This window comes from Domibacillus indicus, from assembly GCF_000970685.1.
Classification (GTDB): Bacteria; Bacillota; Bacilli; order Bacillales; family Domibacillaceae; genus Domibacillus; species Domibacillus indicus.
In genome coordinates, this window is sequence record NZ_LAJB01000002.1 from 112444 (window position 1) to 138339 (window position 25896).

General features: G+C 47.5%; 30 protein-coding genes and 1 riboswitch. Of the genes, 9 read left to right on the forward strand and 21 right to left on the reverse strand.

Annotated elements, in window-relative coordinates; translation table 11 throughout:
• Positions 1-70 precede the first annotated feature (70 nt).
• From VP98_RS00775 to VP98_RS19015, 4 genes are all read right to left on the reverse strand, one after another.
• Positions 71-1075 carry a Gfo/Idh/MocA family protein gene (locus VP98_RS00775; RefSeq protein WP_046173423.1) on the reverse strand — a complete coding sequence of 335 codons (1005 nt, stop codon included), beginning with the start codon at positions 1073-1075 and terminating at the stop codon, positions 71-73.
• Positions 1076-1223: 148 nt separating this feature from the next.
• Positions 1224-1463: a hypothetical protein gene (locus tag VP98_RS00780; protein ID WP_046173424.1), complete on the reverse strand. Its 240-nt coding sequence runs from the start codon at positions 1461-1463 to the stop codon at positions 1224-1226.
• Positions 1464-1630: 167 nt separating this feature from the next.
• Positions 1631-1810, reverse strand: coding sequence for a YjzC family protein (locus VP98_RS00785; RefSeq protein ID WP_046173425.1), 180 nt, complete (start codon positions 1808-1810; stop codon positions 1631-1633).
• A gap of 24 nt (positions 1811-1834) precedes the next feature.
• Positions 1835-1999, reverse strand: a complete 165-nt coding sequence (locus VP98_RS19015) for a hypothetical protein (RefSeq protein ID WP_197076528.1) — start codon at positions 1997-1999, stop codon at positions 1835-1837.
• A 181-nt stretch (positions 2000-2180) separates the two neighbouring features.
• On the opposite strand from VP98_RS19015, the gene VP98_RS00790 reads away from it, so the two are divergent.
• From VP98_RS00790 to VP98_RS00800, 3 genes are all read left to right on the forward strand, one after another.
• Entirely contained in the window at positions 2181-2951 is a 771-nt protein-coding gene (locus VP98_RS00790; RefSeq protein ID WP_046173426.1) for a hypothetical protein, read from the forward strand.
• Between the two features lie 142 nt (positions 2952-3093).
• Positions 3094-4095 carry an LLM class flavin-dependent oxidoreductase gene (locus VP98_RS00795; protein ID WP_046173427.1) on the forward strand — a complete coding sequence of 334 codons (1002 nt, stop codon included), beginning with the start codon at positions 3094-3096 and terminating at the stop codon, positions 4093-4095.
• Between the two features lie 164 nt (positions 4096-4259).
• The gene (locus VP98_RS00800; protein ID WP_046173428.1) at positions 4260-4649 is read left to right on the forward strand and encodes a DoxX family membrane protein; all 390 of its coding nucleotides are present in this window, start codon (positions 4260-4262) and stop codon (positions 4647-4649) included.
• A gap of 84 nt (positions 4650-4733) precedes the next feature.
• Here the strand turns inward: VP98_RS00800 and VP98_RS00805 are convergent, their stop codons facing one another.
• The 8 genes from VP98_RS00805 to VP98_RS00845 form a co-directional block, all read right to left on the reverse strand.
• On the reverse strand, positions 4734-5429 hold the full coding sequence (locus VP98_RS00805) for a class I SAM-dependent methyltransferase (protein ID WP_052712071.1): 696 nt from the start codon (positions 5427-5429) through the stop codon (positions 4734-4736).
• 165 nt (positions 5430-5594) lie between these two features.
• Positions 5595-7067 (reverse strand): protein adenylyltransferase SelO, encoded by a 1473-nt coding sequence (locus VP98_RS00810; protein ID WP_046173429.1) that lies wholly within the window; start codon positions 7065-7067, stop codon positions 5595-5597.
• Between the two features lie 325 nt (positions 7068-7392).
• Positions 7393-7650, reverse strand: coding sequence for an HPr family phosphocarrier protein (locus VP98_RS00815; RefSeq protein ID WP_046173430.1), 258 nt, complete (start codon positions 7648-7650; stop codon positions 7393-7395).
• A gap of 184 nt (positions 7651-7834) precedes the next feature.
• Positions 7835-8386, reverse strand: coding sequence for an SMI1/KNR4 family protein (locus tag VP98_RS00820; protein WP_052712072.1), 552 nt, complete (start codon positions 8384-8386; stop codon positions 7835-7837).
• Positions 8387-8540: 154 nt separating this feature from the next.
• Entirely contained in the window at positions 8541-8744 is a 204-nt protein-coding gene (locus tag VP98_RS00825; RefSeq protein ID WP_046173431.1) for a hypothetical protein, read from the reverse strand.
• Positions 8745-8899: 155 nt separating this feature from the next.
• Positions 8900-9403 carry a DinB family protein gene (locus tag VP98_RS00830; protein WP_046173432.1) on the reverse strand — a complete coding sequence of 168 codons (504 nt, stop codon included), beginning with the start codon at positions 9401-9403 and terminating at the stop codon, positions 8900-8902.
• A gap of 457 nt (positions 9404-9860) precedes the next feature.
• Entirely contained in the window at positions 9861-10697 is an 837-nt protein-coding gene (locus VP98_RS00840) for a rhamnogalacturonan acetylesterase (RefSeq protein WP_269431489.1), read from the reverse strand.
• A gap of 213 nt (positions 10698-10910) precedes the next feature.
• A complete protein-coding gene (locus tag VP98_RS00845) occupies positions 10911-11813 on the reverse strand; it encodes an SDR family NAD(P)-dependent oxidoreductase (protein ID WP_046173435.1) in 903 nt (300 codons plus the stop codon).
• Between the two features lie 258 nt (positions 11814-12071).
• On the opposite strand from VP98_RS00845, the gene VP98_RS00850 reads away from it, so the two are divergent.
• Complete coding sequence (locus VP98_RS00850; protein WP_197076529.1) at positions 12072-12620, forward strand: MEDS domain-containing protein; 549 nt, start codon at positions 12072-12074, stop codon at positions 12618-12620.
• An 86-nt stretch (positions 12621-12706) separates the two neighbouring features.
• On the opposite strand, the gene VP98_RS00855 is transcribed toward VP98_RS00850, so the two are convergent.
• The 3 genes from VP98_RS00855 to VP98_RS00865 form a co-directional block, all read right to left on the reverse strand.
• Positions 12707-13030, reverse strand: a complete 324-nt coding sequence (locus VP98_RS00855; RefSeq protein WP_046173436.1) for a 2Fe-2S iron-sulfur cluster-binding protein — start codon at positions 13028-13030, stop codon at positions 12707-12709.
• A 137-nt stretch (positions 13031-13167) separates the two neighbouring features.
• Positions 13168-14175, reverse strand: coding sequence for a L,D-transpeptidase (locus tag VP98_RS00860; RefSeq protein WP_046173437.1), 1008 nt, complete (start codon positions 14173-14175; stop codon positions 13168-13170).
• A 285-nt stretch (positions 14176-14460) separates the two neighbouring features.
• Positions 14461-14847 carry a hypothetical protein gene (locus tag VP98_RS00865; protein ID WP_052712074.1) on the reverse strand — a complete coding sequence of 129 codons (387 nt, stop codon included), beginning with the start codon at positions 14845-14847 and terminating at the stop codon, positions 14461-14463.
• Positions 14848-15190: 343 nt separating this feature from the next.
• Here VP98_RS00865 and VP98_RS00870 point away from each other — a divergent pair, with 343 nt between their 5' ends.
• The 5 genes from VP98_RS00870 to mntR are packed head-to-tail and all read left to right on the forward strand — an operon-like array spanning position 15191 to position 19482.
• Positions 15191-16132, forward strand: a complete 942-nt coding sequence (locus VP98_RS00870; RefSeq protein WP_046173438.1) for a metal ABC transporter solute-binding protein, Zn/Mn family — start codon at positions 15191-15193, stop codon at positions 16130-16132.
• 13 nt (positions 16133-16145) lie between these two features.
• The gene (locus VP98_RS00875; RefSeq protein WP_046173439.1) at positions 16146-16892 is read left to right on the forward strand and encodes a metal ABC transporter ATP-binding protein; all 747 of its coding nucleotides are present in this window, start codon (positions 16146-16148) and stop codon (positions 16890-16892) included.
• Positions 16893-16905: 13 nt separating this feature from the next.
• Positions 16906-18189, forward strand: coding sequence for a metal ABC transporter permease (locus tag VP98_RS00880; protein ID WP_046173440.1), 1284 nt, complete (start codon positions 16906-16908; stop codon positions 18187-18189).
• A complete protein-coding gene (locus VP98_RS00885) occupies positions 18186-19070 on the forward strand; it encodes a metal ABC transporter permease (protein ID WP_046173441.1) in 885 nt (294 codons plus the stop codon). The genes VP98_RS00880 and VP98_RS00885 overlap by 4 nt, the downstream gene beginning before the upstream one ends.
• A 16-nt stretch (positions 19071-19086) precedes the next feature.
• Complete coding sequence (mntR, locus tag VP98_RS00890) at positions 19087-19482, forward strand: transcriptional regulator MntR (protein WP_046173442.1); 396 nt, start codon at positions 19087-19089, stop codon at positions 19480-19482.
• 205 nt (positions 19483-19687) lie between these two features.
• On the opposite strand, the gene VP98_RS00895 is transcribed toward mntR, so the two are convergent.
• From VP98_RS00895 to VP98_RS00920, 6 genes are read right to left on the reverse strand one after another with little or no spacing between them, the layout of a single operon-like run.
• Positions 19688-20539 carry a class I SAM-dependent methyltransferase gene (locus VP98_RS00895; protein ID WP_046173443.1) on the reverse strand — a complete coding sequence of 284 codons (852 nt, stop codon included), beginning with the start codon at positions 20537-20539 and terminating at the stop codon, positions 19688-19690.
• 49 nt (positions 20540-20588) lie between these two features.
• On the reverse strand, positions 20589-21374 hold the full coding sequence (locus VP98_RS00900; RefSeq protein WP_046173444.1) for an ABC transporter ATP-binding protein: 786 nt from the start codon (positions 21372-21374) through the stop codon (positions 20589-20591).
• Positions 21374-22093, reverse strand: a complete 720-nt coding sequence (locus VP98_RS00905) for an ATP-binding cassette domain-containing protein (protein WP_046173445.1) — start codon at positions 22091-22093, stop codon at positions 21374-21376. Before VP98_RS00905 ends, VP98_RS00900 begins: the two co-directional genes overlap by 1 nt.
• 1 nt (position 22094) lies before the next feature.
• A complete protein-coding gene (locus VP98_RS00910) occupies positions 22095-22922 on the reverse strand; it encodes an ABC transporter permease (protein WP_046173446.1) in 828 nt (275 codons plus the stop codon).
• Between the two features lie 12 nt (positions 22923-22934).
• Positions 22935-23864: a nickel ABC transporter permease gene (gene nikB / locus VP98_RS00915; RefSeq protein WP_046173447.1), complete on the reverse strand. Its 930-nt coding sequence runs from the start codon at positions 23862-23864 to the stop codon at positions 22935-22937.
• Between the two features lie 8 nt (positions 23865-23872).
• Positions 23873-25420, reverse strand: a complete 1548-nt coding sequence (locus VP98_RS00920) for an ABC transporter substrate-binding protein (protein WP_046174073.1) — start codon at positions 25418-25420, stop codon at positions 23873-23875.
• Positions 25421-25601: 181 nt separating this feature from the next.
• Positions 25602-25814: riboswitch (cobalamin riboswitch) on the reverse strand.
• Positions 25815-25896 lie beyond the last annotated feature (82 nt).

A 25896-nucleotide genomic window follows, 5' to 3' on the forward strand; every position in this document is an offset into this window, starting at 1 on the left:
ACACCGAAAGCGAGCGTTTGCTGGCAGCCTGAAGCGGACTTGTGAAAAGTCCGCTTTTTCGTATGCACCATCAGCTCTCCTCTAGTTCCACCCGCCTCTTTTCCCTGGCGGACGTTAAACAGGCATCCAGTACACGCATATTTAAAACGGCATCCGAGGCATTGAACGGCAGCGGCTCTCCTTTCTCGATGCAGCGGCCCATTACATCCGCCTGCAGTGTATACTGGTTGACAATTGGCACTTCTACCTCCCGCCGCCCGCTTTCAGTGGAAACAAAAAAGAAATCTTCTCTGTTTTGATGGGTTATAAAGGCGGATGGAATGTCAATCCGTCCTTTTGTGCCGGCAATTGACAGCTCATTTTGAAAATGGGCCCACATGCCGCACTGGAACGTAAGAGCCGTCCCACCTGGAAATTCTACTACCCCGGACGCCATCATATCGACATGGTCATGCTCTGGGGAAAACTGAGCATGCACCGACACGGCCGATGGCTCCTCCTCCAGCAGCAGGCGGGCTGCACTGAGCGGGTACACGCCGATATCATATAATGATCCGCCGCCCCAGTCCTTTTTAAAGCGGACATTCTGCTTATCTTCTGCATTATTAAACATAAAGGTTCCATGCAGGCTGCGCACTTCTCCAATTTCGCCGGATTGAATGATTTCCCGGATCGTTTGATAGCGGGGATGATAGCGGTACATAAACGCTTCCGCAAAAAGCACCTTTGCTTTTTCACAGGCTTCCTTCATCTCTTCTGCCTCCCCGGCATTCAGGGCCGCCGGCTTTTCGCATAACACATGCTTGCCTGCTTCCGCTGCCCGGATGGTCCATTCCCTATGCAAATGATTCGGCAGCGGAATGTAAACGGCATCTATATTCGGGTCGGCAAGCAGCTCCTCGTAGCTTCCATATGCTGTTTCAATTCCCAATTCTGCCGCCGCCTCCTCAGCTTTCTCAATCGTGCGGCTCGCAATCGCTTTCACAATACCCGTTGCCGATTTTTGGATGCCCGGTATAACCGCCTGCTTTGCAATCGCGGCACAGCCGAGAATACCCCAGCGAATGTTCGTCATCTTTTTCTCTCCTTTTCTCCTATTTACTATTCTTATTATATATAAAAAGACAGCGTTTCCGCAAAGAGTGTCCCGGCATATCAAAAAGCAAAAAAGCTGCCTCCGATCGGTAACCGGGCAGCTTATTAGGTGTATTTTGTTTATCGGGCTACTTGTTGGCAATGGATGAAAGAGATTCATATTCTGACTTTTTTGCGACAGGCGGGTTCTGGCGCCGCTCTTTTTCTATTTTTTGAATGGACTGGTTTAACAGGCTTTGAATCCCCATCGCAAAAGCCATTTCCACTTTTGGGCTGAGCTTCCCGCCTATTTCAATCATATCATTTAATTCATCGAGCTTGTCCATCATAATATCTCGAATAAATTCAATATCTTCTTTCACTTCCATTCTCATTCTCCTCTCCCACGAAAAAAATATGTTTCTAATCATCCAGTTTATGCGCTTTCTTGTCCAAATATACCGCTAAATCCGGAACGCTTCTTTCTTCACTAAAACACCCTCTTTTCTGCGCCGAAATGAGCACATCCAAGAGGGTGCAAAAAGAAAAACCGTGATCATGGTTTCGGCTGATACGTCCAGATGCGGTTTTGATTGGTTGTTTCAGGAAAATGATCGCCTGCTTCGAGCTTGATTTTCAGCGGATTCTCCACACTCGTTCCTTTTTCGCCTATTTCCATGTACACTCCATTGTTTGGCGCTTTTTGTCCGGGCTTAAATTGATGGTTTTGTCCCAAGCTGCTTCCTCCTTTGACTCATACTTATTCCTGGCCCCGCCCTTTACGGCCCAGTTTTGAATTACGGTTGGCTCCTTTCATGGGATCTTCGCCATCTGCAAATTCGGCCGTATAATCAAGCTCGTCCGTGTTTTTCTTTGGGGTTTTTGTATACTTTTCCACTGCATTTCGCGTTGCTTTTCGCTTCATCCTCTGCTCCTCCTTTTACATTCTCATTCCTCTCCACCAGTTTTCCCTGCTCTTCCCGCTGTATGCATGGCGCGTTTTCTAGGCTCTTTCTACTAATTCGACAGAATCTCGTTTTTGTTGACAGTTCAATGTTATAATAGTGCCAAATTATTATAAAACTGACAAAATGGAGAGATTTCCTATGACAAGAGAAAACAAACCAGCCAGGCCTTTTTATGAAAAATGGTGGTTCTGGCTGCTTGCCACTGTCATTATTGTAACGGTTGTGAATAAGGGATATAACAGCGGCTCCGGCAGTGAAAAAGCGGTGCCTGCGGAAAAAGCGCCGGCTGTCGAAGAACCGGTCGAAACAGCAGCCGCAGTGGAAGCGCCGGCCCAATCAGCCGAAGACAGCCAGAGAGAAAAACCATCCTCCGAAAAAGGGACCTTCGCCAATCCGATTCTTTCGATAAGCGCGGACGAAGCTGCAAAAGCGATCCAAGAAAAAGCGGAAGCCGACTATAAAGACGATTACGTGATGCAGGAATTTGTAATCGAGCAACAAACGAAAGCCTACGAAAATTTAAAAAACTACAAAATTGACTCTGATTTAAAACAAAAGCAAATAGAAAATGCCATCAACAAATACGGCAAGGACTTTTCCGCGGTACAGTATGAATACGACGAACAGATGGCTGCGTACGATGCGCTGCAGGGCTACAATCTGGATACTGATGTGAAAAAGAAACAAATGGAGCGGGCTGAAAACAAATGGAACAAGGACTATAAAATGGTCAAGTACGAGTATGATAAGCAAATAGCCGCCTACGAAGCCCTGCAAAATTATGAGCTTGACACAAAGGTAAAGAAAAAGCAGATGGAGCTCGCCGAAGATAAATGGGGCGATGACTATTCAATGGTCAAGTACGAGTATGATGAGCAAATGAAGGCCTACAATGCCAAACACAACTGATGACTCACCTGAACAGAACGCTTGCTGAACGAGCGTTCTTTTTTCTATTTACCGGGTCCGGCCTCTGTAAGCATTTCAGTTTGTTTTGATCTTTTCTGCTGGTACCATAGAGGGGAGACTTCACCAGGAAAGGACCAACAACATGACCAATATCCATATCCCTGTATCGGTTTTAAACCTTGCCCCTCTCCGTCAGGGACAGAACGCAAAGGACGCCATCGATTCGATGACAGACCTGGCACAGGCAGCAGAAAAAATGGGCTATACCCGCTACTGGATTGCGGAGCATCACAATACGCCCACTCTTGTCAGCTCAGCGACATCCATTTTAATAAAGCATACACTGGAGCATACTGAGCGCATCCGTGTTGGTTCCGGCGGTATTATGCTGCCGAACCATTCTCCTCTGGTTGTTGCCGAGCAATTTGGAACCATGGCAGCGATCTATCCGGACCGCCTTGATCTGGGGCTTGGCCGTGCGCCGGGAACAGATATGAAAACAGCCGGTGCCCTGCGCAGAGCACAGCACGATACGGTTTACACCTTTCCGGATGATGTAAACTCGCTTTTAACGTATTTTGGCCCGAAAGAAGTACAGGGCTCTGTTAAAGCGTACCCGGGCGTTGGTACGAATATTCCTATTTACATTCTCGGCTCTTCAACTGATTCGGCGTATCTGGCAGCGGAGCTGGGGCTTCCATATGTATTTGCGTCCCATTTTGCCCCAAGATATATGGAGGAAGCGATCGCGATTTACCGCAGCCGGTTTAAGCCGTCCCAGTATCTCGATGCTCCTTATATGATCGTCTGCTTAAATGTGATTGCGGCAGAAAGCGATGAGGAAGCCCGGTTTGAATCCACGACGATGCAGCAGTTTTTCTTGAATGTCGTCCGCGGCTCGCAAACGCCGATGAGCCCGCCTGTGGAAGACATGGACCGCCTGTGGAGCGGGCCGGAAAAAGCAATGGCTTCCTCGATGTCCAGCGTTACGCTGCTTGGAAGCAAGCAGTCGATACGGGAACAGCTGACAGCGTTCCAGGAAAGAAACAATGTGGACGAAATTATGGCCGTTTCTTATATATTTGATCCCGAAAAGCAAAAACGGTCATACGAAATTTTAAAAGAAGTGGTTGATGGAAAATAAAAAGAAGCCTTCCCGCGCAGGGAGGGCTTCTTTTTATATTGTAAAAAAGACTGGAGAGTTTGGTTTTGAGTAAATTGTAAAATCCACCTTTTTCTATGCCTTCTTTCTCAATTGATGGTATAGCCGTCATTTTGTTGAATATCGTTTAGTAGGAGGTGAAAAAGTTGGCGAAACGACTGATGCATGTTACCAGGCTGTTTGTAGGACTTGTGTTTTTAGCGGCGGGAGTGAATGGGTATTTTTTCATTTTTGGCTTTGAGCCTTTTATCGAAACCAGCCCCGAAGCCATGGCCTTATTCGAATTTGATTATTTATTAATTGTGGAAAAGTCTCTGGAGATTCTCTGCGGCCTTCTGCTTTTGGCCAACCGGTTTCTTCCGCTGGCCCTTGCTGTCCTGGCACCGATTGTGGCGAATATTTTTTTGCTGCATCTTTTCCTGGACCAGTCGATGCTCTTACTCGCAACGGTCCTTCTTGCTGCCTATGGCTATCTCCTGTACTACAGCCGGCGCAGCTTTAAGCGCTTACTTGAGAAAAAGCCGAGTCCTTCCTGACCATATTTTTTGAAGGACTCCACCAGCTGGCAGAACAGAGCATGCCTTCTATCATGCTCTGTTCTTTTTTATTGCCGGGCTTGCTTATTTCCGGCAGTAAAACACCCGGTAGCTTAAAGGTGTATCCGGACGGCTCATAAATGCTTCATGGGCATCCCAAATGTCGTACAGCTCCTCGCTGATGTTTTCTGAAAGGCGCAACTCTGTCAGGGCTTCTTCAAAAACCATATTGTCTAAAAGACGGCAGGAGCGAAAGCCCGCCCGTTGAAAGGACGTTATCCACTCATCTTCTGTTAATACTTCCGTCACCCCATACAAATCCTTTACTTCCTGTTCCTGCTCCCCGCTCAGCGGCTTTTCCGCTGTCATTTCAATGACGAGCAGCGTTCCTTCTTTCTTTAACACCCGGGCCATTTCCGCAATCGTTTGCTGAAGCGGGGAAGTAAAGGCGATAACCGATTCCGCAAGAATAAAATCAAACGTGCCGTCCGGAAATTCAAGCTGCTCGGCTTCTCCATATTTGACTTCCACATTCAGCGGACTCAGCCGCTCCGCCGCTTTCTCGAGCATCGTCGGATGGCTGTCAATGGCGGTGACCGTACAATGAAACACTGTGGCTAAATATTCAGCTGACTGCCCTGTTCCGCACCCGACTTCCAGAACCTTTGCCCCTTCTGGAAGATCAATAGACGAAAAGATTTCTTTCGTTAAAGAAAAACCGCCCGGATGCGCTCCGCCTATCCCAAACTCCGCTAAAAAATCAAGATAGCTTTTCTTCAACGTTTTCCCTCCTTTTTTTATCATGAGCATTTTATGTGAAAATTGGCAGCCGGGTGTTAGTCGTACGCCCTGTTTTCTCATAAAAGTAAAGGAGGAAAAACGAATAGCAGCCAAAACAAAACCACCCTGCGAAATGTGCAGGGTGGTTTTGGCAGCCTGAAAAAATCATGTTCCGCAGAACGTCCGGTATGGCCGGAGCGACGGCTCGGGAAGTGCAGCGTATTCTGCCTGCTCCGGAGAATGGGCAAATGGATCAGAAAGAGCTTCGAGCAGCCGGTCCATAACAGTGAAATCGCCTTTTCCTGCGGCATCCAGCGCTTCTTCCACCCGGTGGTTCCGCGGGATGACGGCCGGATTGCTGCTGCGCATCAGCTCGCGGGAGGCTTCTTTTGTTTCTTCCTGCCTGCCGCGTCTTGCTTCCCACCGCTCGTGCCATTCGGTAAATTCCTTTGTTCCAAACAAAATCGTATCGTCGTATTGATCAAACGTCAAAGCACGGAATGTATTTGTGTAATCCGCCCTGTGCTTTTCCATCAGGCTGAGCAGCTCTTCCGCAAGCGCTTTGTCCTCCGGCTCTTCCGTTAACAGACCCAGCTTCGCTCTCATGCCTGCAAGCCAGTGGCCTTCGTACAGATTTGAAAAACCAGAAAGTTCTTCCTGGGCCGTTTTTACTGCCTGCTCCTGGTCCTTGTGAATCAGGGGCAGGAGCGCTTCCGCAAACCGCGCAAGATTCCAGCCGGCAATCAGCGGCTGATTTTCATACGCATAGCGTCCCTGGACATCAATGGAACTGAACACCGTTTCCGGATTGTACGTATCCATAAACGCGCACGGCCCGTAGTCAATCGTTTCTCCGCTGATGGCCATGTTATCAGTGTTCATAACGCCATGGATAAAGCCGGCAAGCTGCCATTTGGCCACAAGCTCCGCCTGGCGCTTCATGACTTCCCGAAGCAGGGAAAGATACGGATTTTTATCTGCTTCCACTTCTGGATAGTGGCGCTTGATTGTGTAATCCGCCAGAGCGCGGAGGTTCTTCTCATCTCCTGTGCCAGCTGCATATTGAAAGGTGCCGACACGGAGATGACTGGCCGCCACACGGGTTAAAACAGCACCCGGAAGGCTTGTTTCACGGCTGACGGTCTCCCCTGTTGACACCACGGCAAGACTGCGAGTGGTCGGAATGCGCAGCGCATGCATGGCTTCACTGATTATATATTCACGAAGCATCGGCCCGAGTGCCGCCCGGCCGTCGCCGCCGCGGGAATACGGCGTCCGTCCTGATCCTTTCAGCTGAATATCATACCGCTTTCCATCAGGCGTAACTTGCTCGCCAAGCAGCAGGGCCCGGCCGTCGCCCAGCATAGTAAAGTGGCCAAACTGGTGGCCCGCATATGCCTGGGCAAGCGGCAAAGCGCCACTCGGAACCTCATTGCCGGCAAACACCGCTGTGCCCGATTCCTCTTTCAGCTGTTTGGGATTAAGCCCAAGTGAGGCGGCCAGCGTTTCGTTCAGCTTCACAAGCTCCGGCGAACGTACCGGATTTACCTCCTGCCGGCTGAAAAAAGCTTCCGGCAGTCGGGCATAGCTATTGTCGAAATTCCAGCTTGTATTGATTGTTTCTTTATCCTGTGTCATCGTATCCCCTTTTCTTTTTTTTGTCGTTTGTATTCAAGTCCTTTTTTCACCGCAGCATGCTGTTTCAACCCGGATAGGCTTTTCTTAATGTCTGCTTTCTCTAAGTCATTATACCCTTTTCCCGGAGGATGACTCTTTTGAACTTCTTTTCTATAAAGAAATTAATATTTGAATTTTGCACATAATGAATTAAAAATAAGTATTTTGTGAGGATGCCTGCTGCTTTCGTTTTTGCTTATTACAAAAGCTGGGATTTCGAAATGCCAGCTTTTCTAAACAAATGTGCAGGCCTGTTTTCCAGGCCTGCACAAGGATCACCTTATTTTTAAACGACTTCCACTGGCAGGCTGTGTTTCCAGAACACGCTGGACATCGCGATTTTTGCTTCTTTTTCGTCCGGTCCGTGGATTTCGAGCTTAAATGATTTAGAATTTAAAATACTGTATGTCAATCCCAGAATGCTTTTGGCGTCAATCGATTGGTTATCGGTCGTAATGACAATGCTTGATTTAAATTTGCTGGCTGTTTGATTAATCTCTATCACTACTTGTGCTCTTGCTTTGTCGAGTAACACATAAATCATCCCTTCAAAAATACAGCACTCTTCCTCCTGGCCTCATGCTGCTTTGCTTAATGACTGACCGCTTTAAACGCTCCAATGAGAATATAGTATACTATTTACATTTAATATATATCACAGCCACAGAAGCTTGTCTGCCCTTCCAGGCATTGAGCTCATTTTAATCATAAAATTCATTTTATTCTTTTCATCTGCTTCTATTTTGTTTCCGCAGCTCACCAATTCGTTCAAAGACTTTTCGCCATTGTTCAAACAGCTTTTCTTCTTCCATTTCTTCTTCATCATAGTAGCTGTATAAAAGATAATCATAAAAAGAAGAAGTGGTTATGATCGCACCATCGCTGTCGTGCATGGACCAATTCACCACAGGACAGTCGCCGTCTTTAAGCCGGGATACGTCCAGGCAATATACATACTCTCCCAAATCTTCTATCACGATCAGCTTTTCGGGAAGCCCGTATTTTCGGTATTTGCCCGTTGCCTCTACAACCGTGTACTCCCCATTTGAAGCCGCGCCTAAAATGTCGCTGCCATTCACTCCGCCGCTGCCGAAGTTCAACAGAAACCATTTGTAGCTTTCAGGGAGTGCCACCGCCAGTTCGCTTTCGATTTCTATTACTTCCTGTTCTCCGACACCGCCTGTAAACAAACTTAACTCTTCATAATCACGGATCATTTGCTCTACATACTGTTTTGCCATTGACTGATCAGCCCCGCTTGTTTCATAGATTGGTTTCATTATAACGGGATTTTCCACCCTCATAAACGCTTCTATGGAGAAAAAATTGTTTAGTAGAATGAAAAATGGGTATAGAAAACTAATAGAAGAAGTTTTTAAAAAAAGAGTCGCTGAAATGCCGGGAAGAAAAAAACAAAAAAAAAGAACCCGAGGCTTACACGGCTTCTTCTTTAATATAAAAGTCTTCCATTACTGCTAACGCTTGTACACTTGTCAGTCCCTGTTCTTTCCGGAGCCAGTTATACAAATCAAGAAGCTGCACTTCAGACTGAGTAATCCCGCCTGGCCTGTTTTCTTCGCTGATACCGAGCAAAAATTCTTTATGCAGCTGCAGATAACCATATACTGAATTCATCATAATTAAGCCCCTCCCTTTTCGGTCTGTTTACCCCGCTTGCCAGGATATAAACTAAAAAAATAAATATTTTTAATTTTTTATATAAAACTAGTTTTTCGTCAAAATACTCGATGAAACTACTAAAGGGGCGCTCCTTTTTAGGAAAACGCCTTTTCTTACATCCGGGGTGCTTCCATCCCGATGCTTTCCCACTCTTCTTTTGCCGGTCCATAAAGACCCGGAACGGCTAAGCCGGCCTGGCGCATAAGGACGGTCATCTGGCCCCGATGATGAACCTGGTGCTGAACCAAAATCAGCAAAAGTGTGCTTTTGGTTATTTTCTGCCCGTAAAAATCCTGCGTTTCTTCAAGGCTTTCATCCGTCCATTGATTTTTAACAGCCTCCTCCATCGCGCTGCTTGCTTTCCAGTAGCTGTTCGATATAAAGCTGGCGGAAGAAGGAACCGGATAATCTTCAGCCGGCACATCCAAAGACAGGCCTGCTTTAGAAGTGATATTGCCAATTGCCGTGACGACATGCCAGGCAATCCGCCCCAGTGTCCAGTTTTGCGGTGTTACTTCCTGGTGCAGTGATTCATCTGTAAGCTGATTAAGGATTTTCTGAGTGGCAGCTGCTTCAAATTCCCATGCCTGCAAAAATTCATCTACCGTATGGAACATTTTTAGCCTCCCCATTTTTTATTCTCCCTTAATGATTTCTGCTTCTCCGCTCAATTCCCTTTGAGTCTAACTGACCATTTTTATGTATGTTCGGTTATTTCGGCAAACGCCCGGATAGAGAGCGCCCTGTTCAATTTTGCTCATTTGAAATTCGGTTTCTTCTTCACGAAGCGCCCTTGATCCTTCACGGCCGAGATAATCACATATGATTGGGGCAGCAGAAAAGCCATTATATATCACAAGGCCATTTTCAATCGTATGGCTTAAATCAATATATATGCTTGGGCTCAGGGGCAAATGCCTTCTTTTCGCTTTATTTTTTAAAGCAGACTTTCAACAGACCCGCTGCTTCCGTGTTTCCTCAAGCAGCGGGCATGAAAATGTTTTTGCATGGACGGTCCCGTTTTCCTATTCCGAAATTTATTACGGCAGTTATATCCCATTAATAACAACGTTGTTATTCCAATGAATTAGTAATACTCCCATTTTCGCTGTGCAGGCCTGGAAGCTTTAAAGCATGTACTTCCTCCGCCACAAGCTTCGCTATCAGATGTGCGCCATGGCTTTGAAAGTGGGTATTGTCTTCGGCGCCTGAAGGATAACAAGAGCTTTCCCCTTCCTTTAGCCAGAGAAACACCTGCTTCGTTTTTTCCGGTCCGAGCATTTCGAACAGCTTTTTGCTTTTCGCGGAAAGGTCAATAACGGGCACGCCGCACTCCTGCCCGGCTTCCTTCATGGCCTGGGGATAATGTCCATGAGTATCCAGGGCCGTTTTTCCTGAAAATCTTCTTCGCTCAACCGGTGTAATGAAAACCGGATATGCCTTCTTCCTCCTCGCTCCTTCAATATACTGCATAAGGCAGGCTTTGTAAGCGCCGAACGGGTCTGTGTAACGGGCGGGGTCTTCGTTTTTCTGGTCGTTATGGCCAAATTGAATAAACAAATAATCTCCCGGCTGAATCCGTTCCAGAATTACAGCCAGCCTGCCTTCCTCGATAAAGCTTTTTGAGCTTCTTCCGGAGGCGGCGTGGTTGGCGACTGTTACTTTTCCGCCGATGTATTCCTGAAAAACCTGCCCCCACCCTGCCCGCGGAAATACGGATGGGTCATAATCAGAAACCGTAGAATCTCCTGCCAGATAAACCGTCATGCTTCCCTGTTTATGACTCTCTTTTATACTGCCTGGCCCGGGCTTTCCTGAACCAGCCGGGAGCATTTTTTCCATTCCAGTAAAAGTACGTATAATAAACCCCTCCTGCTCTATTGTTAAAACGCTTACAATAATGCGTCTCAAAATGTCCTCCGATCGTTTTTAACTATATCATACTTTACATTTTGAAGATCAATAAGCGGGGGCAGAAGAGTTAAATACGGCTAAATGCGCCTCATAGCCGTCTGCCCCATGAAAAGGGGCTGCGCGCGGACGCTGCCGATCAAGCCGCAGGCGTTACCAATCGTTTGTCTATAGTCTATAGAGTACAGGCACATTCAGCTCTCGCTTGTTCCCTTAGTTTTCTTTTTTCATACGTTCGCGCAGACCGGCTGATACTTCTGTTCCTCCAGCTGCCGGCTCATGCAGGGCTCCGGAAGTCGGCGGTGCGGGCGGCGCGTCCTGAATCACGCTGCTTACATGCCTGGCGTTCAAGCTTTCCGTTACACCCGGCATGATATTTTTGGAAATAGCCGACCCCTTTGTTTTCACTCCCACTTCCACGCTTTCCTGCGGGTTGTCCAGCATATCAATAATCGACTCGATTACGATTTCCGGGTCGTCCATCGGCTTCATCTCCGCCGCATGCCCTGAATAGTTTCCGGCATGGTCAAACCAGGGCGTGTCCGTTGCCCACGGATGCACGGTACATACATGAATATTATCGAAATTCTCCAGCTCCATTTCCTGATAAAGGCCCGCACTGAGCCCGGCGACCGCGTGTTTTGTTGCCGCGTAAGCGGTATAATACGGAAAAGCCACTTTGCTGGCGATAGACCCCATATTAATTAATGTACCTGATTTTTGCTCCTTGAACTGGCGCAGTGCGAATTGGCTGCCGTACATTGTGCCAAGTATGTTGATTTCCACTACACGCTGCAAATCCGCGGCCGGGAGCTCCGTATACGGACCGATCAATCCGACGCCCGCCATGTTTATCCAGACATCAATCCGGCCGAATTTCTCCATGGCCGCCTCATACAGACGCTTTACATCTTCTTCCTTGCTGATATCCATCCCCACCGCCACGGCATTCGAGCCGCATTCTGCCGCCAGTTCTTCAATCAAATTCAGGCGGCGGGCGCCAAGCACGAGATTTGCTCCTTCTCCCGCAAGCCTCCGGGCAGTTCCTTTTCCAATTCCGCTTGATGCGCCGGCGATCACTACAGTCAGCTGGTCATATGATTTTGATTCCGCCATTTTCTCTCCTCCTCTTCTTAATGGGACGTCCCATAGTTTTGGTTACCCGTTTGCCATTTCTCCTAACACCCTGCGCCAGTGAATAAATATTTTACTGCATCAGCCTGCTGAGCAGAAAATTATGTTATGGTCGCTCTACGGGCTTTGAAAGAATTCACACAGGAAAGAGCCGGATCAGAAGCGTTTAAACCTCCTGGTATAAAAACGATACACAGCGAAAAACAAAATCTGATTTTATGTAAAAAGGAGAAAACGAACTTGGAGAATGCAACACTAAAAATGGCCCAGGCATTCCAGCAATCCGGCGGCCACACCTTATACTTTTCCAGTGATCTGGAGAATTATATTCAAAATGCTGCGGTGTATATCGTTTCTGGCATCGAGCGGGGAGAACAGGTTCTTTTTGTGGAAAATGACAGAAGACAGGCGCTTATCCTGGAGAAAGTAAAACAGTGTTTAAATAGTAAACAGCTCCAAAATCTTCACTTTATCAATAATTTTGATTTTTACTGGCAGCATGGAGATTTTCATCCGACCACGGTGATCTCTGTTTTTTCAAATAAATTGCGTTCTCTTACGCAGAATAATCAGCCGATCCGTACGCGGGGCCACGTTGAATGGAACGACGACAAACAAATCCACAAAAAACTGGAGGAGTTTGAGCAGGTAGCCGGTCATGCCGTTTCGGCCGCGAGGATGCTGTCGGTTTGTGCTTATGATGCCGAACGGGTTCCGGAATCGCTGAAAGCAGCATTAATGCGGACCCATGAGTTTTTTATGACCGATAATGAATTTATTCGTTTATAAATATGTTCAGGACCCCGGCCGGCCGAAAAAACACCGTCCAGGGTCTTTTTTCGTCATTTTCTATTGCCGATAAACAAGCCTCACTTCTATTCAGCCGGCCTCGGTCCCGGCTCCATGCCGCTCGTCTGCACGGTCATAATCGGCCGGACTGTCATATCTCCAGTAATCCGGACCTGGCAGGACAGCCGTATGTTGTCTTCCACCAGCCCTTTTTCATCAAATGCTTTTTTCTCAGCGGCAGTTACATCCTCAAAGTCTCCTTCCAGTATTTCGATCCGGCAGGTGGTGCATCTGGCTTTGCCTCCGCACCGGTGCAAAATGCCGACACCGTTGTCTTCCAGTGCCAGCACCAGCTTTTTTCCTGCTTCCACTTCAAAAGCATTCATTCCTAACACCGTTAGCTGCGGCATGCGATCACTTCTCCCATTCGGTTATTTTCAAGAAAAATAGCCGTATTATTGTCTCCAGGCAGAGGAAATACATTGCTGTTTATAAAATTCGCTGAATCTAAAAAAATATGCAAAGCGCATCCCGGGGCGCAGGCTGTTTATTGCCGCCAGTTATACAGGATGCCTGGATTTTTTTCATCTTCAAGTGATGTTCCCGCCGCTGCAGCCGGAAGGCCTTCCGGCAGGAACGGAGCAGGCGGAGCACCGCTGGATACGTTAAGCCGTGTTCCTTTTGGCACAAAAGGGTACAGCTCCTCCATGTGGGCATTTAGCAGACGAAAACAGCCGGCTGTCACACTTTTTCCGACCGAAGACGGCCTGTTTGTTCCATGTATGGCTGTGTTTTGTTCCAGTACAAGCCCCCGGGTGCCGAATGGAGAGCCCGGCCCGTTCGGCTCGATGACTCTTTCTGTTACATGCGAAGAGAAAAACGGCATTCCGTTTTTTCCAACCGCCGCCGGGTAAACCGCAATCGGACGGTCCTGAAAAGACAGAGCCAGCCTGTGAACATCGGGATACACTGTAATTTCCACCAGCTCATTCCGGGCATCAAGCGGTGTACCCGCCGATAAAAGAGTATAGCTTCGGCCTGTCCGCTTGTACGCGATCCCTTCAGGCACATAAGAAATCCAGTTATCCGGATACGGCCCTGCCAGTTCTTTGAGCGAAGCGGGGTAGCGGTTGTTTGCTTTGTAAAAATGTACGATGGCACTGTTCACGGCCAGCCATTCGATATGCTTCAGGTTGGCTGGATCAGCCGGAAGCAGCGCGGCCCTGCTTTTTTGTCCCCTTGTTTCCTCCTGCTTTGCAGCCGCTTTTTTCCCGTAGCCGGAAACAAAATCGAGTTCCTGGCCGCTTTCTGCAGGCAGCAGCCGCTCAGCCCCTTCACCGCCCGGCGCACTGCTTTGCCTGCTTTCTCCGTTCTTCCTGTTTTCTTCCACAGGCGTTTCCGTAAAATGAAAAACATACCGGTCTAACACAAAAGCGGTATACAAAAGCAGCAGGCAGGAGAAAAAGACCAGCAAGGCGAGCAGCGTGCGGCTGGACGGCCCCTGCTTTGCTTTTGTATGATTCACACGCATTTGGAGATTCTGAGTTTTTTTCACCTTTCCCGCCTCCCGCTGCTTTTTCTTCCCTGTTCTTTATACACTCATATTGCACAAGTTTTATTCTTTATATTGAACAAAATTATAACATTAGTTCTCAATAAAGAACAAGTAGTTTCTTTTTTACCGGAGAAACGGAATCTTAAATAAAAAAACCGTCTTATAAAAAGACGATTCCAGCTTGCAGACAAAGTTGTTTGCTGTATAAATGAACAAATGATTTTGCATATGGCTTCTCAGAAAAAGCGCAGGAAAACAGTGCCTGCCTTTCGCATAAAGGTGACACTAGCTCTTTATATAGCATTTCCCATTCACCAGATAACACCTTTCTGCTTTCAGAACAGGAAGATGGTTCTCCAGCGTTACAAAGGTTTCAGTTGTATAGGGGTTATAATACACCAGCTCATAATGCTCGAGGCTGCCTCCTTCCTGCCCTGCGTAATCCCCGATCACATAAGCATGAACATTTTTTTGTTTTTCTCTTCTTACCTGTGCCTGTCCAGCCCTGCTTACTTTAAATTCGACATTGGCCAAAACGAGCGCTTCGCTGTGGGCGATAAGGCGGCGGGTTTTTCCATCCAGCACGGAAAAAACCTCCTTGCGGACATTTCGGTACACCTGAACCCGCTGGTTGAGCTGCAGCTTCTTTTCGGGTAACAGAGGGTTTGCCATACAGATTCCCCTAACCATGTATTTGTTCAAATTCATACTTATTATGCACCTGGCAATGAAAAGGATTTATACATATCAGAATAAAAGCAATGAAGCTTTTTCGGCGAAAGCCAAAAACGCCGTTCACCTTATATAAATAATATGAATGGACTCTTTAGAAAATACCCTTTTTCCTTTTTTCCGTTTAATGAAAAAACGCCGCCCGCTATTTCCATCTCTTTGAAAAATGACTAAAAATGGGTTGACTTATCTTTCCTTCGGTAATAATATTTTCCCTGAGGAAACTTTTTATTCCTTAGGCATAAAATGTGCTGTGAGCAAAAACAATTGGAGGGGGCTTATGATGAAAAAAGTATGGTTCCTGTCTCTTGTATTGATTCTGGCTCTGTCTGCCGCCGGGTGCGGGCAAACGGAAAAAGGGGAAAGTGAAACAGGCTCGAATGATTACGGGCCGATTATGGTCACAACGACAATCGGGCAAATTGCCGATGCTGTTGAAAATATCGGTGGAGAGCACGTAGAGGTGCACAGCCTGATGGGTCCTGGTGTCGATCCGCACCTTTATAAAGCAAAGCAGTCGGATATTGAGCTGCTGCAGGATGCGGATGTTGTTTTTTACAATGGGCTGCATCTGGAAGGAAAAATGCTCGAAATTTTTGAACAGATGAGCGAATCGAAGCCGGCAGTCGCAATCGCCGACAGCATTCCGAAAGACGATCTTCGCAAGGATGCAGCGGACGAAACGGTGATTGACCCCCATGTCTGGTTTGATATTGATTTATGGAAAACCTCCCTTACGGAAGTGAAGGACACACTCATTGAGGCGGACCCGGAGAATAAAGACGACTATGAGCAAAATGCCGAAGATTACTTTGCCGAGCTGGATGAGCTGAAAGAATATGCAGCGGAGGAATTAGCGGGCATTCCAAAGAAACAGCGGGTGCTTGTTACCGCTCACGATGCTTTTAATTACTTCGGGGCAAAGCATGATATGGAGGTCATGGGACTGCAGGGATTAAGCACCGACGCTGAATACGGGCTTGCGGATGTTCAATCGCTTGTGAAAACACTGGTGGAACGGAATATTAAAGCGGTCTTTGTGGAATCAAGTATTTCTGAAAAATCAATCAATGCCGTCATTGAAGGAGCCAAAAATCAAAATCATGATGTAAAAATTGGCGGTGAGCTGTTTTCAGACGCAATGGGGAAAGCAGGAACCGAAGAAGGAACGTATACCGGGATGTATAAACATAACGTCGATACAATTGTCAATGCGTTGAAATAAGGAGGAGTCTTACATGAAAGCGGTAGAGGTAAGCGGATTAACGGTGGCGTATGACCGGAAGCCGGTTTTAACGGACGTGCATTTTTCCGTGCCGAAAGGAAAATTAATCGGCATTGTAGGACCGAATGGAGCGGGAAAGTCAACGCTGATTAAAGCGATACTCGGACTAATCCCCCGTTCATCAGGAGCCGTCCGCATATTTGGCCAAAAATACTCTCCTAAAAACAAAGATGTCGGGTATGTTCCCCAGCGTGGCTCTGTGGACTGGGATTTTCCGACCAATGCACTTGATGTCGTACTAATGGGCAGATACGGATGCTTGGGATGGGTTCGGCGGCCGTCTAAAAAAGACGTGGAAGCCGCAAAAGAATGCCTGCAGAAAGTGGGCATGCTTCAATTTGCCGGCCGCCAGATCAGCCAGCTTTCAGGCGGGCAGCAGCAGCGTGTTTTTTTGGCCCGTGCCCTTATCCAGGAAGCGGACGTTTATTTTATGGATGAACCATTTGCCGGGGTGGACGCGGCTACGGAAAAAGCGATCATTTCCCTGCTGAACGAGTTAAAGCGCCGGGGAAAAACAGTGCTGGTGGTCCATCACGATTTACAGACAGTCGGAGAATACTTTGACTGGACAATGCTGCTGAATCGAAAACTGATTCAATGCGGACCGACCAAAGATGTGTTTACCATCTCTCATTTACAGCGGACCTATGGCGGAAAGCTGGCATTTTTGGAAAAAGAACAAATGCTGATTAAACAGTAAAGGAGTGAGAGAAGTGAATCAAATCTGGCAGTCCATTGCATCTGACGGCAATACGCAGTGGGTATTATGGAGTACACTGCTTCTTGGCATTGCGAGCGGCATACTCGGAAGCTTTGCCCTGTTAAAAAAACAAAGCCTTGTGGGGGATGCGGTGGCACATGCCTCCCTCCCCGGCATTTGCCTGGCGTTTATGGTCATTGGCGAGAAAAATTTCTTTCTTCTACTGGTGGGAGCAGCGGCTACCGGGCTGCTCGCCGCTTACACCATCCAGCTTATTTCAGGAACGACACGCATAAAAAAAGATACGTCGATTGGACTGGTGCTGTCTGTTTTCTTCGGGGCAGGCATTGTTTTGCTGACGAAAGTTGCCCAGATGCCCAGCGGAAATCAAAGCGGCTTAAATGATTTTATTTTCGGGCAGGCTGCTTCACTCGTCGGGCGCGACGTGCAGATGATGGCAATAACAGCGGCCGCCGTTATTCTGGTTGTGCTGCTGCTGTTTAAAGAATTGAAAATCAGCACCTTTGACGCCGATTTTGCCAGAGGAATCGGCCTTCCGGTAAAAGGGTTAAACTTTTTATTTATGTCGCTGCTCGTTCTGACCATTGTGATCGGTATCCAGGCTGTCGGGGTTATTTTAATGGCCGCCCTTTTAATTACCCCTGCTGTCTCGGCCCGTTACTGGACGGATTCGTTAACGAAAATGGTTATTATTTCAAGCTTTTTCGGTGGAATGTCCGGCATGATCGGAACCTTAATCAGCACGCTCGGAAAAGGGCTGTCGACCGGCCCTTTTATTGTTCTCTCGGCTACATTTTTCTTTGCCGTTTCCGTATTATTTTCTCCGCACCGCGGAATCGTTTCGACGCTCCTCCGCAGAAAGCAAAACGACCGGCGGCTGGCGTTTAAATGGATCATGAAAGAGCTGTACAATCAGCCAGAGCCCCTGTCAAGAAATAACCTTTTTCTTCAGTCACATTTTTCAAATGGACAGTGCAAAGCCGTGCTTAAGGACTTGCTGGAAAAAGGGTATATACAGGAAAAAGAACGGATCGAGTTAACGGTTGCGGGAAAAGAAAAAGCATATCAATACAAGCTGGTGGATGAAATTCTGGAGCTGAAGGATATGTACCCGAATGACATGGCGTTTGATCATCTGGAATGGCTCGAATATGGCCAGGCAGAACAGATATCCAGAGAACAGCTGGTTGAAATCGATGAAAAAATTACCGCTTTCCATGATCAATTTGTTCTTCCTTCTTTCACGTCTGCTTATGAAGGAGGAAACAAATCATGAGTTATGAAATGTGGATCATTGTCACCGGCGCTTTAGTAGGTGCTTCCTGCGGGGTGATCGGCGCATTTTTGATTTTGCGGAAGATCGCTATGCTGGCCGATGCGATCAGCCATACCGTCCTGCTCGGCATTGTGCTGGCTTTTCTCGTCAGCCACAGCATGAACGGAGCGTTTATGCTGGCCGGCGCTGTTCTGGTCGGACTTTTTACTGCTTTTGCTGTTCAACTGCTGAATTCGGGCGGAATTCAGGAGGATGCGTCGATCGGAGTGGTGTTTACGTCCCTTTTCGCCCTGGGCGTCATCCTGATCTCCCTTTATGCCAAAGATGTCCATCTGGATGTGGAGCATGTGCTGATGGGGGAAATCGCCTTTGTTCCGTGGGAAACCGTTTCGCTGCTTTCTTTCGGCGAGCTGCCGAAAGCATTTGTAATGCTCGGATCGATCTTTTTGCTGGATCTTCTCCTGATTACGCTTTTTTACAAGGAATTTAAAATCACTTCCTTTGATCCGGGGATGGCAGCGGCACTCGGCATTCCGGTCCTGCTGATTCATTATGTGTTAATGGTAATGGTTTCGGTCACATCGGTTGCCGCTTTTGACAGCGTGGGGGCTATTTTGGTCGTGGCCATGCTGATTGCCCCCGGCGCCACCGCTTATTTGCTCACAGACCGGTATTCGGCGATGCTCCTTTTAAGCGGCGGGATCGGTGTGCTCGACAGTACGGCCGGCTACTTTATCGCTAAAGCCTTTGATGTATCCATCTCCGGCTCCATGGCTGTCGCGGCAGGAATTATATTTACCCTGGCCTGGATCCTGTCGCCCAGGTACGGGCTGCTCTCAAGACTCTTCAGCAGGCATGCTGTGCATAAACTACAACGGTAGAAATGGGGAAAGGCCGATGCCCACTTCCGGCATGGAGGATTATATTGAGCAAATATACGTGTTAACAATGACCAGAGGATATGCGAAGGCATGTGAGATTGCGGAAGCATTAAGCGTCCATCCTTCCTCTGTAACCAGAATGGCTAAAAAATTATCGCGTGAAAACTACCTGGTGTATGAAAAATACCGGGGCATTCAGTTAACGAGCCGTGGAGAAGAAGCAGGAAAAAACCTTTATCGGAAGGACAGAGTGCTGAAAAAGCTTCTTCATTTAATAGGTGTGGAAAACCATGCCATTGCCAGCGAAATTAAAGGCATGAAGCAGACATTAAGCCCGGGCACCATCGAAAAAATGGAGCTGCTTGTTGAATTTCTGGAGCAGGAAAAAAAGCAGAACCCGCTTTTTTCCTGACTGAAAAGTTGCGCTGACTTCTGGTTTGTTCTCTCTTCTCTTACTATGAAAAGCGCCGAAAAGAGAAATTTCTCTTTCCGGCGCTTTTTTGAATCTGCCTGCTCCAGAGGTAATTTTATAAAATAAGCCTCTATCCGTTTAATAGAAAGTTCGTTCTTGTAAAAAGAGAATATGCTCCAACTGCTTTTCTATGTTCCGGGATTAGCTATTTCACCGGCTTCCAATAAAGAAGTGCGGCATGAAAGGTGTACGGGTATTCGTATTGTCCGTCTTTTTCAATTACATACCGGTTCAGGGCCTGCTCGACTTTCTGCCTGTTATAGTCTCTGGTGAGAATTTTGCTGACATTGTCCTGGATAAGCGCTTCATATGACGGATAAGCAGCCACGCGGGGTAACTCAATGATTTTGCAATTCGCCATTATGCCAAGCTGATACAAAATATTTTGCAGGTGAATGTAATCTCTTCGCCTGAATTTAATCGAATACCCCTGCTCCCGGTACAAATCCAGATAATGAGGCTTTTCCGGCCCGCTTGTCATTCCGGCAATCGCTATACGGGATGCAGCCCGGTTCATTTTCATAACCGCTTCTCCTATATCGCTGATCCGGTAAAAGCAGTTTATCCCGAATACAGCGTCATAGTGCTGCTTCACCGTCAGCTGTTCCCATTTTTCACACAAAAAGCTTATATTGTGCAGCTGGCGGTTTTCCGTTTCCTTCCTGAGAAAATCAATTACACTCTCGGAGCTGTCCACGCATGTAAGCTGTTCAACATGTGCAGCTGTGCGGAATGTATAGTTTCCCCACCCCGGACCGATTTCAAGTACACGGTCATGAGGCTGCAGCAGCTCGAAAAGTGCTTCTTGAATCCTATGAGCATAAGAATTTACCGGGTCCCCGCCTGTTCGTTTCTTTTTTTCTATAAAAGAAGCCCAGAAATCCTCTTCCTCTTTATCATTCGTCATTCGGCTCGAAAGGGTGCCATCCCATTCCTTCCTCCTTTCTTTCCATAACTCAATATAATCGCAGCCCAGCGATACACCCGAAATATTCATCTTTATCTCCCTTTCTTCTCTCTCCTGTTTTGACCGGGTGAAGCGGCATTTAAAAGCTTTCGTCGGGCATTGCTTGAAACAGCAAGCGCGAATAAGGGTGCTGCAGCTGCCGGCAGTCCCGGCCGCTGAAGGTTTCCACCAGCTTTCCCTGATACATAATAGCCACCCGGTCACAGAGCTGCCGGGTTGATTTTACGTCATGAGTAATAAACAGCAGAGACAGCTGCTGCTCTTTCTGGATACGCTTCAGCATCGCCAGGACAGCCCTTTGAGACGGCTCGTCGAGGCTGGCAACGGATTCATCAAGGATGATGATTTCCGGCCGGACAGCCAGGGCTTTCGCGAGGCATACCCGCTGCTTCTGCCCGCCGCTTAACTGATGGGGATACCTGGATAATAACGAAGGGTCCAGGTCCACCAGCTCGAGCAAGCCTGCACATCTTGCGTCCCACATCGCTTTTTCTTGCGGGAAATAGTTGCGAAGCGGTTCTTCCAGGATTTCTTTTACACGCATTTTCGGATACAAGGACGAAGATGAATCCTGCAGCACCAGCTGCATCTGTTTATATGTCTTTCGGTTATTTCTTTTTCTTTCATGAATCGGCTGTCCCTTCAGCAGTACCTGCCCCGATGTTACAGGCTCCATATTCATCATTAATTTTGCCAGTGTGCTTTTTCCGCTGCCGCTTTCACCAACCAGCCCCACACATTCTCCTTTTCTTATGGCCAGATTCACCCCGTTAACGGCTTTCAGGCCGGAATTTGGCTTAAATAATGACATTCTTCTTGTTCTTGAAGGATATTCTTTTGACACATCACGCAGTTCAAGCAGCATCAGCCCGTCACACCTCCCTGCTCCATAAAAATGACCCGGTCCGCAAACCGGTTTACACTTTCCTGATCATGCGAAATAAGCAAAACCGCCAGATCAAAGTCGGCCTGCAGCTTTTTTAATAAAGCCATTACCTTTTCTTTATTGATCACATCAAGGGCGGTCGTTGGTTCATCCGCAATCAATATCTTCGGTTTTGCGCTCAGCATCATCGCCAGCAAAATCCGCTGGCACATGCCTCCGCTCAGTTCAAACGGATAAGAGGATAAAATAAATGCCGGATCGGCAAAACCGACCTGGTGCAATAGAGAATGCAAATAGCTGACCGCTTCTTTTCGCGGCAGCTTTCTTCTTTGATTCAGCGTTTCCATCATTTGCTTTTTCACCGTCCGGATCGGATTTAAGCCATTTAAGGAGTGCTGGATCAGCAGGGCGATTTCCTCGCGCCGCAGACGCTGCCATTCCTTTTCGCTGTAAGTGGTAATATTTTGATTCTTATAGCAAATGTGTCCTTTTGTCACGATCCATTCTTTTTCCAGCATCCCGACAACGGCATGAGCCGTTACGCTTTTTCCGCAGCCGCTTGGACCTGTCAAGGCCGCCATCTCCCCCTTATACAGTTGAAACGATACATCCTGTACAATCGGATTTGTTTTTTCTGAATCCCGGCACGAAATTTCCAGATGCTCAACAGTCAATAAAGGCTTTGTCGCTGTACTCATGCTACACCTCTTTTACGGCAGCAGTATGCCGCCTGCTAAACCGGCCGCTCACCAGCTGGCAGCCGAAAACAAAAAACATAATGGCCAGGCCGGGAAACACCATCACATGAGGAGCAATTTGAAAATAGCCGGCTGCATCATGCAGCATAATCCCCCATTCCGGTGTTGGCGGCTGAGTGCCCAGCCCTAAAAACGAAAGCCCTGCCATTGCCAGAACGATTTTTCCCGTATCGAGTGCTCCAAACACAGCAAGAGGCGAAAAAATTTCCGGAAGAATGTAACGCCTCATGATACGGAGATGAGAATTTCCGGACATCCTGGCTGACAGAATATAATCTTCTTTACGAACCTTTAAGACCAGGCTGCGAATAAACCGCACATAATTCGCCCACCGGACCAGAATGATGGCAATCGCCATGTTGACAAAGCCCGGCCCCAATAACCCCACAATGGCAATGGTCAGCACAATATCCGGAATGGCAAGCATCCCGTCAATGAAACGCATAAAAAGATGATCCGTCCGCCCGCGTAGATACCCTGTCAGAAGGCCGACAGGAAGACTGATCAAAAATGTGCATATCATTACAAGAACCGCAAAGACGGCACTTATTCTGATTCCATAGATGATTCGGGACAGGATGCAGCGCCCGAGATGATCGGTTCCAAACGGGTATGTCCAGCCGGGAGACGACAGCCTGTTTGAAAGATCCATCGCCAGGGGATCGTGGGGAGCAAGCCACGGGGCCAAAACACCGGCCAAACAAATAAAGATAAGCAGGCCGGCCCCTCCAATCAAGCCGGCGTCTACTGAATACGGAACTTTTTTCACTGCATAATCCTCCTAACGAACTCTTAGCCTCGGGTCAAAAAGTGCATAGATCACATCAACGGCAAAATGAACGAAAACAAACAGAAAGGAAGTCAGGATAACATAGCCCTGAATAACAGGATAATCGCGCATATGAATCGCTTCGACAATATACCTTCCCAGTCCCGGCCAGGAAAAAATCGATTCCACAATAATGCTGCCGCACAGCATAAACGCAAAGCTGGTTCCGAGCATCGTCACAATCGGCAGCAGCGCATGCTTAAAAACCTGGAACACTAAAATCCTCCTGCCCGAAAAACCTCTCGCTTTCGCCGCTGTGACAAACTGCTGGTTCAATATGCCGAGCATACTGGTGCGCAGCACGCGGGCATAAACCGTTCCCAGCCCCAGTCCGAGTGTAACGGCCGGCAAAACGAGATGCTGCAAAGTGCCCCGGCCCATAGAAGGAAGCCAGCCATATCGGACCGAAAAAAAATAAATCAATAAAAAGCCCAGCCAGAAAGAAGGGATAGAGGAACCGAAAAGAGCCATTATTTTTCCAATCCGGTTCAGCCAGCCCTTTGAGTAAATCGAGGTTGAAATCCCCAAAGCAAAGGTAACCATCACCATCACAATCAAGCCTGCCGCTGCGAGCTCAAAGGTCGCAGGGATTCTGCCCGCTAATTCTTCGGCGACAGGCTTTTTCGAAACATACGAGGTTCCCCACTGCCCGGTAAACGCATCGGTTATCCACTGTCCATACTGCTTCCATACATTTTCTGTCAGACCAAGCTCCTCCCGCAAAGCAACAAGCGCTTCTTCCGAGGGAGGAACATCATGAGCGGCCAGCAATAGATAAGCCGGATCTCCCGGGGCTGCCCGCAAAAGCAAAAAAGTAAGAGTTGAGACGAAAAAAATAACCATAACCAACTGAGCAAAACGCTCCAGACAAAAACGAATCATTTTTCCCCTCACTCATTTACATCAATTTGGGAATGAATGTAATAATACTCAATAGGATGCGGAGTAAATCCTTTGACTGCTTTTCGAGCAGCGAATACCGTTTCCGGATAAACGATGAACGACTGCGGCAGATCTGTATTGATGACTTCCTGTATTTGGAGCGCCAACTGGTTCCGCTTCGCCGAATCCACTGTTTGATTTAACTGGTCAATCAGACGATCCAGGGAAGATGAAGCATAGTGGCTCACGTTCGATGCACTGTCCGATTGATAGAAAATATTTAGAAAGTACTGGGGATCCCCCGTATGGGCTGTTAACATACTGTACATAGACAAATCCCATTCATCATTCGCCAGTGCTTCATCAATGTTTTCCACCTGGCGGATCTCCGCTTTGATTCCTTTTTCCAGCAGCTCGTTTTGAATGATTTCTGCCATGACGGTTAATTCCGGCCGCTGCGGAAAAGTTAACATCGTCACTTCAAAAAGCCTCCCCTGCTTTTCCCATATTCCATCTGCGTTGAGCTGCCACCCTTCCTCCTCCATCCATTTTCCTACTGATTCCGCCTGGTTTTTCTTTTCCACTTTGCCAAACGGCAGCACTTCAGGAAACGGCCCTCCGGCTTCCGTCCCATACCCCGCCATAATGGAATCAACAATCTCTGCGCGCGGTATGGACAGATCAATGGCCTTTCGAAGATTTTGATTGTTGACTAGAGGTGAATTCAAATTAAAAAGCATCATATGCGTGCGAAGCGATGGAGCCGTCAGGACACGAAATCTCTCATCTTTCTCCAGTACGGCGATATTATCAATAGGAATATCCGTTGCGGCATCCACATCCCCGGATTGCAGGGCCATTAATCGTGTTGTTCCTTCGGGTATAAATTTAATGGTTATTTCGGATAATAACGCCGGTGTTCCCCAATAATCTTTGTATCGTTCTGCCACAAGCGATTCATCCCTCGTAAACTGCTTTATTTGAAAGGCCCCGGTAAAAGCCGGATATCCAGCCTCACCTTCAAGAGATGCCACATCAGCAATGATCGTTGATGGATCTGCCAGATGGGCGATCAGGGCGGCATTTGGCTTCGCTGTAACGATTTTCAATTCATTCTCTGACAGTACTTCAATTGATTCAATCTGCAGTAAATCCTTCGCGGTTTGCCCCTGCTTCAAAGACCTGAGCAGGGATTTCTTCACACTGGCTGCGTCCATTGCGTTTCCGTTATGAAAGGTTACACCCTCCTCGAGCTGGAATATCCACGTGTTTTCATTTTCCTGCTTCCATTCCTTCGCCAGCCAGGGGACGGGCGTTAATTCTTCATTCAACTTTACCAGCGTTTCCGCCGTTCCGGAGCGCATCATTTCCCAGCTGTCGCTGCCGTGCGGATCAAGACTTGCCGGACTCCATGGAAAAGCCAGGACTGCTTTTTTATCAGCTGCCGTATGGGCACTTCCTTCTTCGCTTTCCCCGGTGCACCCGGTTAGAAGAAGAAAACCGGCTATAACCGCCCATAAAACGACGGTGAATTCGCGATGCGTGTTTTTTTTCATGAGAAAGCCTCCATTCGTTATGTAAAAAAATAAAAAAAGCATTTCCGGCCCGTTTAAGAGGTCAGAAATGCTTTTTTGGATAAATAAGAAAACGACTGAACATCGGAATATCTCACATATCGATGAATTCAGAAAATAGGCGATCAGCATCCTAACCACCTCCCTAAATCCCGTAGGTCTACCAGTGATGTTAAAACAGGCAGGTCTCCTGACTCGGGGCAGCACTTTCAATCCTTCCCGGCTGTCGACCAGTGGTTTTTTTGAAAGCGGTCAGCATGTCTTGCTGCTGATACCCCATACAGTGGCGGGTCCGTGCCGGAATTGAACCGGCTTCCCTTTTCAGCGGATAAAGCTTCACAAAACTTTATTTCGCACCTATTTCCGAACAATATGAAATTTTTATATGAATCTGCTTTTTCGCTGGCTGTACAAGCTGATGGTTATGTAAACAAACATTCACCCTAATGGTAGAGTGA